The organism is Microbulbifer sp. CAU 1566 (assembly GCF_023156515.1).
In the GTDB taxonomy this organism is placed as follows: Bacteria; Pseudomonadota; Gammaproteobacteria; order Pseudomonadales; family Cellvibrionaceae; genus Microbulbifer.
The window spans coordinates 227,633-240,141 of the sequence record NZ_JALNMG010000002.1 but is presented as its reverse complement, the minus strand read 5'-3'; the positions used below and the strand labels follow the sequence as shown (position 1 = coordinate 240,141).

The 12,509-nt window shown below is 57.5% G+C and carries 9 protein-coding genes; 5 read left to right on the top strand and 4 right to left on the bottom strand.

What is annotated here, in order from left to right:
• Nucleotides 1-63 precede the first annotated feature (63 nt).
• From M0G74_RS06160 to M0G74_RS06145, 4 genes are all read left to right on the top strand, one after another.
• A complete protein-coding gene (locus tag M0G74_RS06160) occupies nt 64-999 on the top strand; it encodes a LysR family transcriptional regulator (protein ID WP_160153639.1) in 936 nt (311 codons plus the stop codon).
• A gap of 141 nt (nt 1,000-1,140) precedes the next feature.
• On the top strand, nt 1,141-3,315 hold the full coding sequence (locus M0G74_RS06155) for a malate synthase G (RefSeq protein WP_248215648.1): 2,175 nt from the start codon (nt 1,141-1,143) through the stop codon (nt 3,313-3,315).
• Between the two features lie 197 nt (nt 3,316-3,512).
• Nucleotides 3,513-4,340, top strand: coding sequence for a formate dehydrogenase accessory sulfurtransferase FdhD (locus M0G74_RS06150; RefSeq protein ID WP_248215646.1), 828 nt, complete (start codon nt 3,513-3,515; stop codon nt 4,338-4,340).
• Nucleotides 4,341-4,387: 47 nt separating this feature from the next.
• Nucleotides 4,388-6,721 carry an FdhF/YdeP family oxidoreductase gene (locus M0G74_RS06145; protein WP_248215644.1) on the top strand — a complete coding sequence of 778 codons (2,334 nt, stop codon included), beginning with the start codon at nt 4,388-4,390 and terminating at the stop codon, nt 6,719-6,721.
• 29 nt (nt 6,722-6,750) lie between these two features.
• On the opposite strand, the gene M0G74_RS06140 is transcribed toward M0G74_RS06145, so the two are convergent.
• Together M0G74_RS06140 and M0G74_RS06135 are read right to left on the bottom strand one after the other, a co-directional pair.
• Nucleotides 6,751-8,157, bottom strand: coding sequence for a sensor histidine kinase (locus M0G74_RS06140; RefSeq protein ID WP_248215642.1), 1,407 nt, complete (start codon nt 8,155-8,157; stop codon nt 6,751-6,753).
• Complete coding sequence (locus M0G74_RS06135) at nt 8,154-8,822, bottom strand: response regulator transcription factor (RefSeq protein ID WP_160153644.1); 669 nt, start codon at nt 8,820-8,822, stop codon at nt 8,154-8,156. Before M0G74_RS06135 ends, M0G74_RS06140 begins: the two co-directional genes overlap by 4 nt.
• A gap of 228 nt (nt 8,823-9,050) precedes the next feature.
• Here M0G74_RS06135 and M0G74_RS06130 point away from each other — a divergent pair, with 228 nt between their 5' ends.
• On the top strand, nt 9,051-10,589 hold the full coding sequence (locus M0G74_RS06130; protein WP_248215640.1) for a SulP family inorganic anion transporter: 1,539 nt from the start codon (nt 9,051-9,053) through the stop codon (nt 10,587-10,589).
• A gap of 224 nt (nt 10,590-10,813) precedes the next feature.
• Here the strand turns inward: M0G74_RS06130 and M0G74_RS06125 are convergent, their stop codons facing one another.
• Together M0G74_RS06125 and M0G74_RS06120 are read right to left on the bottom strand one after the other, a co-directional pair.
• The gene (locus M0G74_RS06125; protein ID WP_248215638.1) at nt 10,814-11,275 is read right to left on the bottom strand and encodes a GNAT family N-acetyltransferase; all 462 of its coding nucleotides are present in this window, start codon (nt 11,273-11,275) and stop codon (nt 10,814-10,816) included.
• Between the two features lie 2 nt (nt 11,276-11,277).
• Complete coding sequence (locus M0G74_RS06120; protein ID WP_248215636.1) at nt 11,278-12,486, bottom strand: cupin domain-containing protein; 1,209 nt, start codon at nt 12,484-12,486, stop codon at nt 11,278-11,280.
• Nucleotides 12,487-12,509: the final 23 nt, after the last annotated feature.

Sequence of the window (12,509 nt, the reverse complement as noted above, 5' to 3'; positions counted from 1 at the left end):
ACGCTGACCTGTGTCTGACTTGAACTGCAATGCGGCGCCACCGTCGTTAGAGAGCCCCTGCCCATGAATCTGGAAAGAGCCGATCTCAACCTGCTGGTCTACCTGGATGTCCTGTTGCGCGAGCGCAATGTGACCCGCGCTGCCAATCATCTGGGTCTGTCCCAGCCCGCCATGAGCAACGGTCTCAAGCGTCTGCGGGAACTCTTCGGCGACCCGCTATTGGTGCGTACCCGGGAGGGGATGATGCCCACGGAGCGCGCCATGGAGCTGCAGCCGATGGTGCGGGAAGCCCTGGCCGCCATCGACCAGGTGATCCAGCCGAATCGGGATTTTGCGCCCGCCGATGCCCGCCGCACCTTCCGTATCATGGCCAGTGATTACGCCGAATCCACGTTGATCCCACCGCTGCTGAAGCAGCTGCGCGTGAGTGCTCCCGGTATCAGTCTAGACATCATGACCCCCAGTGATGTGAGCTTCGTGGATGTGGAGCAGGGCAAAGTGGACATGGTGATCAACCGTTTTGATTCCATGCCCCAGAGCTTTCACCAGGCCACCATCTGGAATGACAGCTTTTCCTGCGTACTGCGTGCCGATAACCCCATCCTCCAGGACTACAATCTGGACAGCTATCTGCAGGCCCAGCATATTTGGGTGAGCAAAACCGGTATGGGAGTTGGGGTTGGGGTCAATCCGGAAGACGTGCAGCGCCTGGGCTGGGTGGATGAGGCCATTGGTCGGCTGGGCCAGAAACGGGATATTTCCGTGTTTACCCGCCACTATCAGGTGGCGATGCTACTGGCGGAACAGAGCGACCTGATTGTCACCGTGCCCACACGCCTGGCCCAGCTGGCATCCAGTAATCCGCGGGTAGTACTGCGGGAGCCGCCACTCAAGATCCCTCCGCTGGAGCTGAAAATGGCCTGGAGCCCACTGTTGCAGCAGAGCGCACCCCATCGCTGGATGCGCCGCCTGATTCTCGATGTGGGGCGGCAACTCTGAGCCGATTCACCGGCGACAAGCGGAATTAAATTCATCTAACGAATAGTGAAGATTCCACCTATAAATTAGCGGTATGCCAATTGGCGTGTTTAGAATGCCGCAACTTACCAGTCTAAATTCACCAGAACCATGAGGTCAGACATGACGGAAAGAATCCGTATTGGCGGTCTGCAGATCGCTGCAGAACTGCACGCATTGATTGCGGAAGAGGCAATCCCCGGCACAGGAGTCAGTGCTGATGTGTTCTGGGCGGAATTTGAAAAAATCGTCAATGACCTGGCGCCGGTCAACCGTGCGTTGCTGGAGAAGCGCGATGCCATCCAGGCGCGCATGGACCAGTGGTATAGCGACAACCCCCAGGGTTATCGCGATCTGGGCAAGTACAAGGATTTCCTCAAGGAAATTCATTACCTGGTAGAAGAGCCGGCCGATTTTTCTGCGAAGACGGAAAATGTCGACCCGGAAATTGCCACCATGGCGGGCCCCCAACTGGTGGTGCCGGTGATGAATGCCCGCTACGCCCTGAACGCGGCCAATGCGCGCTGGGGCAGCCTCTACGACGCACTCTACGGCACCGACGTAATCGGTGAAGAGGACGGGGCGGAAAAAGGCGGCGAATACAATCCGGTGCGCGGCAGCAAGGTGATCGATTACGGTCGCGAATTCCTGGATCAGGCCGCGCCCCTCAACGGCACCAGCCATACCGAAGTGCGTGAATACCGTATCAACGGGTCACTGCTGGAAGCCGTATTGCGCAATGGCAAAGTAGCTGCGCTGAAAGACAGTCGCCAGTTCGCCGGTTATCGCGGTGATCAGGAAGCGCCTGAGGCTATCCTGCTGAATCACAATGGCCTGCATTTTGAAATTCAGATCGATAGTACAAGCCACATCGGCAAAGCCGATAAAGCGGGTGTCAAAGACATTCTGCTGGAATCGGCGCTCACCACCATTATGGATTGTGAAGATTCCGTCGCTGCGGTAGACGCAGAAGACAAAGTGGTGGTTTACCGCAATTGGCTCGGCCTGATGAAGGGCGACCTGAAGGAAACCCTGTCCAAGGGCGGCAAGGAAATTGTGCGTACACTGAACCCGGATCGTGAATATGCCGGAGCAGAAGGTGGCAAGCTGACCCTGCCGGGGCGCAGCCTGATGTTCGTGCGCAATGTGGGTCACCTGATGACCAACGATGCCGTTCTGGATAAAGACGGCAATGAAGTACCGGAAGGTATCCTCGACGGTATGATCACCAGCTTGATCGCCATCCACGATCTGCGCGGCAATGGCGATATCAAGAATTCCCGCGCCGGCAGTGTCTATATCGTTAAGCCGAAAATGCACGGGCCGGAAGAGGTGGCATTTGCCAACACGCTGTTCAATCGTATCGAAGATGCCCTGGGTCTTGCGCGCAACACCCTGAAAATGGGCATCATGGATGAAGAGCGCCGCACCACGGTTAACCTCAAAGCCTGTATTGCCGCTGCCAAAGAACGGGTGGTATTCATCAATACCGGTTTCCTGGATCGCACAGGCGACGAGATCCATACCTCCATGCTGGCGGGACCGATGATCCGTAAGGGTGAAATGAAACAGTCCAAGTGGATTGCCGCCTATGAAGACTGGAATGTGGACAGCGGACTGGCGACCGGCCTCAAAGGTCGCGCACAGATCGGTAAAGGTATGTGGGCCATGCCCGATATGATGGCGGCCATGATGCAGGCCAAAATCGGTCACCCAATGGCCGGGGCCAATACGGCGTGGGTACCGTCGCCCACCGCTGCCACCTTGCACGCGCTTCACTACCATAAAGTCGATGTGGCGAAAGTGCAGGAAGAGCTGGCAAAGCACAAACGCGCCAGTCTCGACGACATCCTGACGGTGCCGGTGGCAGACAACCCCCAGTGGAGCGCGGAGGAAATCCAGCGTGAACTGGACAACAACGCCCAGGGTATCCTCGGGTATGTGGTGCGCTGGATTGACCAGGGCGTTGGTTGCTCCAAGGTTCCGGATATCCACGATGTAGGCCTGATGGAAGACCGCGCTACCCTGCGGATTTCCTCGCAGCATATTGCCAACTGGCTGAAGCAGGGTATCTGCACCAGGGCGCAGGTTGAGGAAACCATGCAGCGCATGGCGGCCGTTGTTGACCGCCAGAATGCTGCGGATCCGAGCTACCGGGATATGGCGCCGAATTTCGACGCCAGCATTGCCTTCCAGGCTGCCTGTGAGTTGGTATTTGAAGGCTGTACCCAGCCCAATGGCTACACCGAGCCGGTTCTGCACCGTCGCCGCCGGGAATTCAAGGCCAGCCAGCGATAGCGGTGATAGTCACGAATTTCGCGATTATTGGTTGAAGCCAATGATGGCTCGAGTGTCACCAATGAAAATGAAAAGCCCCGCTTCGCGCGGGGCTTTTTTATGGAGTACAAATTTATGGGCGCCCAAACAACGGAATATTTGTGTAAGCTCAACCAATTCCATGCAATAGAAGCCACCGTTATTCCGCACATTTTCGTATGAAGTACAGCGAACAATCCTATCAACACTATCGTCCTGCAGCTGATAGTGGCAGCCCGCCAGACAAATTACAGCCACTGGCGTCAGAGGTGGCAGTGGGCATCAGTTACAACGGTCTCAACCACGCAGTGATGATGGCGACGCCGGATGATCTGGATGATTTTGCCCTGGGGTTCAGTTTTACCAGCGGAATCATCGAGCAGCGCGAACAGATTCTCGATGTGGAATTAACCCCCGTGGAAGAGGGGGTGCTACTGGAAATCACCCTCAGTCTGCGTGCGCTCAATCGCCTGAAACATCAGCGTCGCAACTTGGCTGGTACCAGCGGCTGTGGTCTCTGTGGGGTGGAAGCTCTGTCACAGGCGCTGTCTATTGACGTGCCTTTACGTGAAGCATCCGCCGATGCGCAGAGCACCCGAAAGCTGAATCCGCCTCTGCCCCCGGTCCATCATTTGGCACAATTGCGCGATCGGTTCCTTTCCGCGCAGCAAGAGCGGCAGTTGCGCGGCGCCATGCACTGCGCCCTGTATGTGGATCAAGCCGGTAATACCCGCCTGTGTCGGGAAGATATCGGCCGACACAATGCGCTCGACAAGCTACTCGGCGCCTGTTTGGCCGAGGGGCTGGATCTTCAGCGGGGTTTTGTCGCCGTCACCAGCCGCTGCAGTCTGGAACTGATCCAGAAATCGGTGCGCGCCAGTGTCGGAACACTCGTCACTCTGTCATCGCCGTCGGATATCAGTGTGCGCTGGGCCAGGCGCTATCGGCTTAACTTAGTGCACCAGCCAAAAGACGATATGCCGCGTATCTACAGTGGTTCCCGTTAATTAGTGTCATCGGCTGATCCGGCAACAAATCGATTCAGGAATGCCCAATGAAAACACCCGTCGACCGCTTTCGCTTCCGCCCCTACCAACGGCCAGCTGCTGGCTGGGGGGCTCTGCGCAGCGTGGCCCACGCCTGGCTCGACAGTCGCCAGCCGTTCAAAAATCTGCGCGCCATGCTGCAGACCAACCAGAACGGCGGTTTCGACTGTCCCGGCTGCGCCTGGGGTGAAGCGCCAAAAGAGGGGCGTATTCGTTTCTGTGAAAACGGTGCCAAGGCGGTGAACTGGGAAGCCTCAGGGCGCGGCGTCGACCGGGAATTTTTCGCCAGCAACGCGTTGCCGGACCTGCTGGCCCAGGACGATTACTGGCTTGAATACCAGGGCCGCCTGACCGAGCCAATGGTTTACGACGGCAGCAGCAATTTCTATCGGCCTATCAGCTGGGAAGATGCGTTTGCCCTGATTGCCGAAGCGCTCAAACAGTTGGCGTCACCGGATCAAGCGGCGTTCTACACCTCCGGTCGTGCCAGTAATGAGGCGGCGTTCCTGTATCAATTATTTGCCCGCAGCTTTGGTACCAACAACCTGCCAGACTGTTCAAACATGTGCCACGAGGCCAGTGGCGTGGCCTTGAAGGCGAGTATTGGCACCGGCAAGGGCACGGTCACCTACGAAGACTTCGATAAGGCGGAAGCCATATTTGTTATAGGCCAGAACCCGGGCACCAATCATCCACGTATGCTGGAGCCGCTCAGTGAAGCCGTTGCGCGCGGGGCGCAGGTGCTGGTATTCAACCCACTGCGAGAGCGCGGGCTGGAGCGATTCCAGGCGCCGCAAAATGCCCTGCAGATGCTCACCGGTGGCGAACTCGCCATGAATACGGATTACTTCCGCCCGTCTCTCGGCGGGGATATGGCGGTCATTCGCGGCATCGCCAAATTCCTGTTCCAGTGGCAGGATGAAGCGGATCAGGCCGGAGAGGCTGGCCCGCTGGATCTTGCGTTCATTCAGGAGCACTGCGCGGACTATGAAGCTTACCGCGCGGTGGTGGAGGCAACGAGCTGGGATGAAATTGTTTCCTACAGTGGACTGGCACTGGATGAGCTGGAGCGCGCCGCACACATCTACAGTCGCAGTAACGCCACCATCATTTGCTGGGCCATGGGCATCACCCAGCACCGCCACTCGGTCGCCACCATTCAGGAAATAACCAACTTGCAGCTGCTGCGTGGCCAGGTCGGCCGGCCCGGCGCTGGCTTGTGCCCGGTGCGTGGTCACAGTAATGTGCAGGGTGATCGCACTATGGGCATTGATGACAACCCCTCGGCACCGTTTCTCGATGCGCTGGAGAAAAGGTTCGAGATGCCGATGCCGCGGGACGCGGGAGTCAATGTGGTCAAGGCGATCGAAGCCATGCTGGAAGGGCGGATCAAAGTGTTTATCGGTCTCGGTGGCAATTTCGCCCAGGCCACGCCAGACACCGAGCGCACCCACAGCGCCTTGCGCAATTGTGATCTCACCGTGCAGATCAGCACCAAGCTCAATCGCAGCCACCTGGTAACGGGCAGGCGCGCATTGATTTTACCCTGTCTAGGGCGCACCGATATCGACATGCAGGCGAGTGGCGCCCAGGCGGTCACCGTGGAAGACTCCTTCAGTATGGTGCATGCCTCATTTGGGCAGTTGAAGCCGCTGTCGAAGGAGATGCGCTCGGAGCCGGCGATTATTGCGGGGATTGCCCAGGCGACCCTGGGAGAAAGACCGGTAGCCTGGTTAAATCTGGTGGAAGAGTACGGGCGTATTCGCGAGCTGGTCGCCGATGTAATCCCGGGGTTTGAGGATTTCAATCGCAAGCTGGAAGCACCCGGCGGCTTTTACCTGCAGAATTCCGCGGGCCTGCGCCAGTGGAAAACAGAAAATGGCAAAGCAAATTTCGTTAGCCACACGCTGCCCGCGCCATTACCGCAAGAAGTGCTCGATAAAATCGGCAAAGAGGGCGCGCGCAAGGCGGATTTGGTGTTGCAGACCCTGCGCTCCCACGACCAGTACAACACCACGGTGTATGGACTAAACGACCGCTATCGCGGCGTAACGGGCAATCGACGCGTGTTGTTCGCGCACAAGGACGATATCCATCGTCTGGGTTTTGCCGACCGTCAGCTGGTGGATATTGTTTCTCTGTGGAGTGACGATGTGGATCGGCGGGTGCAGGGATTTACGCTGATTGAATTTGATATTCCCAAGGGGCAGGCTGCCGCTTACTACCCGGAAGCGAACCCGTTAGTGCCCCTGGAAAGCTACGGCATTGGCAGCTTTACCCCTACCTCCAAGTACATTGCAATCCGCCTGGAACCCAGCGCTGTTCCCCAAAGGATTGTTTAAAGAGCGGTTTTCGCGGTGCCTTTTCAGGGCTACTGTTCACGTTTACCTGGCGGCAGTGCTGGAAAAGTACAGACAAAGCAAGCGCCCGTGGTATCGGGTGCTTCCTGTAATGCGACCGTGGCACCGTGGGCGAAAGCGATTTCTTTCACGATGGCGAGACCCAGCCCGCAGCCTTCACCGGTAATTTTTGAGCGGAAAAACCGTTCAAAAATCTGCGGCCAGTGTTCGCGGGGAATGCCCAGCCCGTCGTCTTTTACCGCAAGTCGAATTTTGTCGCTTTCCCGGATTAGCTCCACCCACACATTGCCGCCTTCCGGCACGTAGAGAATGGCATTTTCCATCAGGTTCCACACCAGCTCCCGCAACAGGAAGTAGTCGCCGGGCACTTTAAATGTGTCCAGAGATTCGCCACTGAAATCCTGGTGCACCTCCACGCTTCGGCCCCGAGCCAGTTCCCGCAGACTTTCCGCGGCCTCGCGTACCACATTGTCCAGCGCGACCGGTTCATTGCGCAGGCCACGACCTGATGCCGTTTCCGCGCGCGCCAGTTTGAGCAGCTGATTATTCAGGTGGGTCATGGCATCGGTGGTCTGGCAGATGCGTTCCAGCGCCTGATGCGCGGTATCCAGGTTCTGTTCCCGCAGTGCCAGCTGCGCCTGTAATTTAATACCAGCCAGCGGCGTTTTCAGCTGGTGCGAAATATTGCCAATAAATTGTTCGCGCGCGCTAAACGCGTCGTCCAACCGTCCCAGCAAACGGTTGGTATTGTCGATTACCGTGTGTACTTCCTTGGGCGCAGCCTGGGTGCTGATGGGGGTCAGGTCCCGGGGTGAGCGATTGGCGAGATCCTGGCTGAGCTTGAGCAGGGGGCGAATCCCGCGACCTAGGGCAAAGGCGACGACCAGCAGTGTCACCACGATCATTGCCGCCTTGGACAGCACCACATCGAGCATCAGTGTGCGAGAGAGTGGGATGCGCTTGTGCAGGGTTTCCGCGACACTCACTACCGCAGTATCAGCGGGGGTATCCGCATTGGCGAGCACCGTGACACTGCGAACCCACTCGCCTTCGATTTGCAAGTTGGTAAAAACCGGTCCCTGTTTCAGGGTATTGATGTTGGCATTGACCCAGGACTCACTCCTGCCGCCGAGCACTTGCCCGTTAAGGGTGGAAACGCGGTAGTAAACTTCATCCAGCTCATCCCATTCGAAAACCTCGATCGCTGCCTCGTCTGCATAGAGCACTAGCTCGCCGTTTTCCCGGCGAACTTCCTGGGCGAGGGAGTAGGCCGAATCCAGTAGCCAGCGGTCAAATACCTGATTGGTCACATGCAGGCCGATGCCGAAGGTAATCATCATCTCGATCAGCAACAGCACAAATAGCGGCCCGCCCACTAGCAGTAGTAGCAGGGAGCGCAAATCAAGGCGGGTGTTCAATCAGCGCTCTCCATCACGTAACCCGCACCGCGCTGGGTGCGAATGGCGAGTCCCGAGTCTTTAAGGCGGCGGCGCAGGCGGTGCACATACACTTCCACCGCGTTATCGCCCACTTCATCGCCCTCGCGACTGAGGCGGTGGGCCAGGCGCGCTTTGGTAACCACCTTGCCGGCACTCAGGGCGAGGATTTCGAGAATTTCGAATTCCCGCGCGGGTAGTTCGAGGCGTTCGCCATTCAGGGACGCGGTGCGCTGGAAGGGGCTCAATTGCAGTGAGCCCAGGGTAACTTCGTCCGTCGAAAGGTTGTGGCTGCGCCTTAGCAGTGCCCGCAGGCGCGCTTCCAGCTCCCGCAGGTCGAAGGGCTTTTCCATGTAATCATCGGCACCCTGGTCCAGGGCGGCGACCTGCTGTTCAACGCCGTCGCGGGCCGTCAATACCAGCACCGGTACACGGCTCTGGCGCGCGCGCACGCGGCGCAGGAGTTCCAGCCCGTCCATATCTGGCAATCCGAGATCGAGAATCATCAGGTCCACATCATTGGCGTGCAACAAGCCTTCGGCGCGCTCGGCATACGGGGCATGCAGCACGGTATAGGCACTCTGCTTGAGAGCCTGCAACAAACCCTCCGCGATCAGTGGGTCATCTTCTACCAGCAAAATATTCATGAAATAGGGGATTCAGTGACGCTTCAGATGAGCGAAAGATACACGATTCCACGGATTTGTACCTGACTCTGCAGACATGCATTTATCGGGTGCAGTGAAAGGTTGCTGAAAGCGACTGCCCGTATTCTGCCGTGCTTCTGTGGCCAGGTCTGGATCAATGTGTCTGGTCACTCTGGTGAATAGTTCCGTCGATCACGATGACTGAAAAGTAGTACAGGAGTTACGGTGATGGATTTGCAGAAATTCAAAAAAGACATTCCCGCGAGTGTCGTGGTGTTTTTTGTCGCGCTGCCACTCTGCCTTGGTGTCGCACTTGCGTCGGGCGCCCCGCTGTTTTCCGGCCTGATTGCCGGTATTGTCGGCGGAATTGTGGTGGGGGCGGTGAGCGGGTCACGGCTCGGTGTTTCGGGTCCGGCAGCAGGCCTCACCGTTATCGTGCTGAGTGCGATTGAAACCCTGGGTTCCTTCGAAATCTTTTTGCTGGCGGTGGTGATCGGTGGCCTGATGCAGATACTGCTCGGATTGCTCCGGGCCGGTATTTTCGGCTATTTCTTTCCCTCGTCCGTGATCAACGGAATGCTGACCGGTATCGGTCTGATCATCGTGCTGAAGCAGATTCCTTATGCCTTCGGCCTGGATGATGGGGCTTCAATGAGCGATGGCCTGTCTGGACTTTGGGCAGGTGTGCACCCCGGGGTGCTGGTGATTTTCGCGCTGTCACTCGCGCTGCTGATAGCCTGGGAAAGCCCGCTGGTAAAAAAATCCCGCTGGCTCAGCATGGTGCCGGGTCCGGTAGTGGCGGTGCTTTCTGCCGTGGTGTTGTACCTGTTGTTTGGCAAGTCTGCGAGCCTGGGGCTGAATGAATCTCACCTTGTGACTGTGCCGGTGGCGACCAGTTTCAATGAGTTTGTTGGCCTGTTTACACTGCCCGATTTTTCACAACTGGCCAATCCGCTGGTGTGGACGGTTGCGGCCACGATTGCCGTCGTTGCGAGTCTGGAAACCCTGCTTAGTGTCGAAGCCATCGACAAGATGGATCCCCTGAAGCGCACCACGCCCACCAATCGTGAACTGGTAGCGCAGGGCGTGGGTAATTCTGTGTCTGGCCTGATCGGCGGCCTGCCAGTGACTCAGGTAATTGTGCGCAGCTCGGTTAACCTGCAGACGGGTGCGCGCTCCAAAGCGTCGACGATTTGCCACGGTCTCTTGTTACTCGTGTGCGTAGCGACACTGCCCACCTGGCTCAATATGATTCCCCTGGGTGTTCTCGCGTCCGTATTGATCCTCACCGGTTACAAGCTGGCCAAGCCGGCGCTGTTCCGCAAGATGTGGGACAGTGGTATGGAGCAGTTTTTGCCGTTTGTTATCACTGTGCTGGGTGTGGTGTTCACGGATCTGTTGACCGGTGTTGGTGTCGGCATGGTGGCCGCGATATTTGCACTGCTGCGACGCAACTATCTCAATTCCCACTTCCTGCATAAAAAACAGGATACGGAAGAGGGTGATCGTATTCGGATCAATATGCAGCTGGCAGAAGAAGTGACTTTCCTCAATAAGGGCGCCATTCGCAAGGAGCTGAGTGAAGTTCCAGACAATGCGCACGTGATTCTCGACAAGCGCAATTGTGTGTATATCAATCACGACGTGGCAGAAACCATCGCTGACTTCATTGAGACTGCGGCTGCCCGCGGGATTGATGTGGACGTGATCGAGCGCAAAAACGTGGTGCCGATCTGGGATGCGAGGGAGTTCAAGGCCGTAGCCTGATAGCTTACTTAGAGGGTTTTCTTAAAAGGCTTTCCTAAGGAGTTTCCCTCGAGCGCTTTCTGCGAGGTTGTGTTGCAAAAAAACAACCTGGCGGAAAGTGAAGACAAAGAGTTAGATCCCCCTTGATTGGATCTGGCTGCATTGGCGGTCAGATCCAATTTTTTTACTTCCGATACCGGATCCTATCGCTACCGAATCCTGCTGCTGCCGAGCCTTGTGTTGGCTCAGCGGTTCCAGTCGTCGATATTTTCACTGGGCTCACTTTCGCTCAGGGTGAGTTCCATACGCACATGGGGGATGTCGGCCTCCATGAATTCCTCCCCGGTCACGGTGAAGCTCGCCTTTTCATAGAAGGGGATCGCGTGTACCTGGGCGTTCAGGTAGGCATTTTTTTGCCCGGAGATACGGGCAAATTTGCAGATGCGCTTGAGCAGTTCCAGCCCGGCGCCGAGTCCGCGGGCTTCCTTCAAAATGGCCATGCGACCGATTTTGCCGCCGCCGGTCAGGCGTCCGGTACCGATTGCCTTGTTGTGGTGGTAAATCAGGAAGTGCTGGGCAGTCTCTTCGTGCTCGTCCCATTCCAGGTCCGGTGGAACCTTCTGCTCTTCCACAAAGACCTTCTGCCGGATATCGCGAATGGTGGCTTTATCAGTCTGCCAGTCGGCCAGGCGCACAAACAGGCTCATGTTTATTCCTCCCAGTCTTCTTCGTCATCCTCATCATCGAGCAGCTCAGGGTAAATCAGACTGCCCTGGGAAACCAGCTGATCCAGCAGGCCGCCATGGGCCATCAGCTCCGGATAGCCGTCTACATCCGATTGGGTGAGGCTGCGGGTGTTGCAGAAGCCCTCGGCGAACAGGAGCGGGGCAGGGAATGCCTCGCCATCGATAAACAGGCTGGCCGGGTCACGGCAAAACGCGCAGCGGGAACCGGGGTTGAGCATCAGTTCGCCCCCCTCGGCGAGATGTTCGCGCCAGTCCTCGGCACTGCCTGCATCCAGCGCTACGGTATCCGGATACTTGGCCTCGGTCATGATGGCTCCGAACCACTGGGCGATATTCTGCGGTTGCTGCAGCCACTCTGCCAGCTGTCGCTGCACACGGCTCACTGTGGCGGTGTCAATTTCTGATGGGTTTGCGGGAAGTGTCAGATCCGCGTCGGTGTAGCGGTAGTGGTCCGGCAAGCCGGCACCGAGTTCTGCTGCCAGGTCTTCCAGCATGGTGCGGGCCGAAGGCGCGCGAAAGCCCACGGAGATGGTGGTGCAGCCACCTTCGGCGATGCCCCAGTGGCTAAATTGTGGCGGCAGATACAGCATATCGCCGGGTTCCAGTAGCCAGTTGGCCTCGGACTCGAAGTCCCGCAGGATATTGAGCTGGGTGCCCTCCACGCGCGGACTGCTGGCATCGGCATTGGGGCCCAGATGCCAGCGGCGATTGCCTTCCGCCTGCAGCAGGAATACATCGTAAAAATCGTAGTGGGGGCCGACACTACCCTGATCGGCAGCGTAGCTGATCATGATGTCGTCCAGGCGCCAGTCGGGAATAAACCGGAAGTGGTCTTTCAATGCGGCAACTTCTGGAATCCACTGGTCAACCGCCTGGATCAACAGTGTCCAGTGGGATTTGGGTAGATTGAAAAAGTCCTGCTCGGTAAAGGGGCCGCAGCGCAGTTGCCAGGGGCCTTCGATTCCCTGTTCTTCGATGAGGCGGGATTCAATCTGCTCCTCCAGCGCCATACCGGCGAGCTCTTCGCCGGATATGGGGGAGGCAAAATCGGGAAAGGCGTTGCGGATCAGCAATGGCTTTTTTTGCCAGTACTCCCGCAAAAAGGTCTCCACCGGGATATCGCCAAGATGGGTCAGCGGTTGAATGGTGTTACGCAAGCCCGACTCCGTCATGGCGACATCTCCGAAAATGTGGA

What these genes read in the sequence shown, in the direction of transcription:
- M0G74_RS06135 (WP_160153644.1), bottom strand. Translation starts at nt 8,822, where the DNA reads ATGAATATTTTGCTGGTAGAAGATGACCCACTGATCGCGGAGGGTTTG.
- M0G74_RS06120 (WP_248215636.1), bottom strand. Translation starts at nt 12,486, where the DNA reads ATGACGGAGTCGGGCTTGCGTAACACCATTCAACCGCTGACCCATCTT.
- M0G74_RS06130 (WP_248215640.1), top strand. Translation starts at nt 9,051, where the DNA reads ATGGATTTGCAGAAATTCAAAAAAGACATTCCCGCGAGTGTCGTGGTG.
- M0G74_RS06125 (WP_248215638.1), bottom strand. Translation starts at nt 11,275, where the DNA reads ATGAGCCTGTTTGTGCGCCTGGCCGACTGGCAGACTGATAAAGCCACC.
- M0G74_RS06155 (WP_248215648.1), top strand. Translation starts at nt 1,141, where the DNA reads ATGACGGAAAGAATCCGTATTGGCGGTCTGCAGATCGCTGCAGAACTG.
- M0G74_RS06145 (WP_248215644.1), top strand. Translation starts at nt 4,388, where the DNA reads ATGAAAACACCCGTCGACCGCTTTCGCTTCCGCCCCTACCAACGGCCA.
- M0G74_RS06150 (WP_248215646.1), top strand. Translation starts at nt 3,513, where the DNA reads ATGAAGTACAGCGAACAATCCTATCAACACTATCGTCCTGCAGCTGAT.
- M0G74_RS06160 (WP_160153639.1), top strand. Translation starts at nt 64, where the DNA reads ATGAATCTGGAAAGAGCCGATCTCAACCTGCTGGTCTACCTGGATGTC.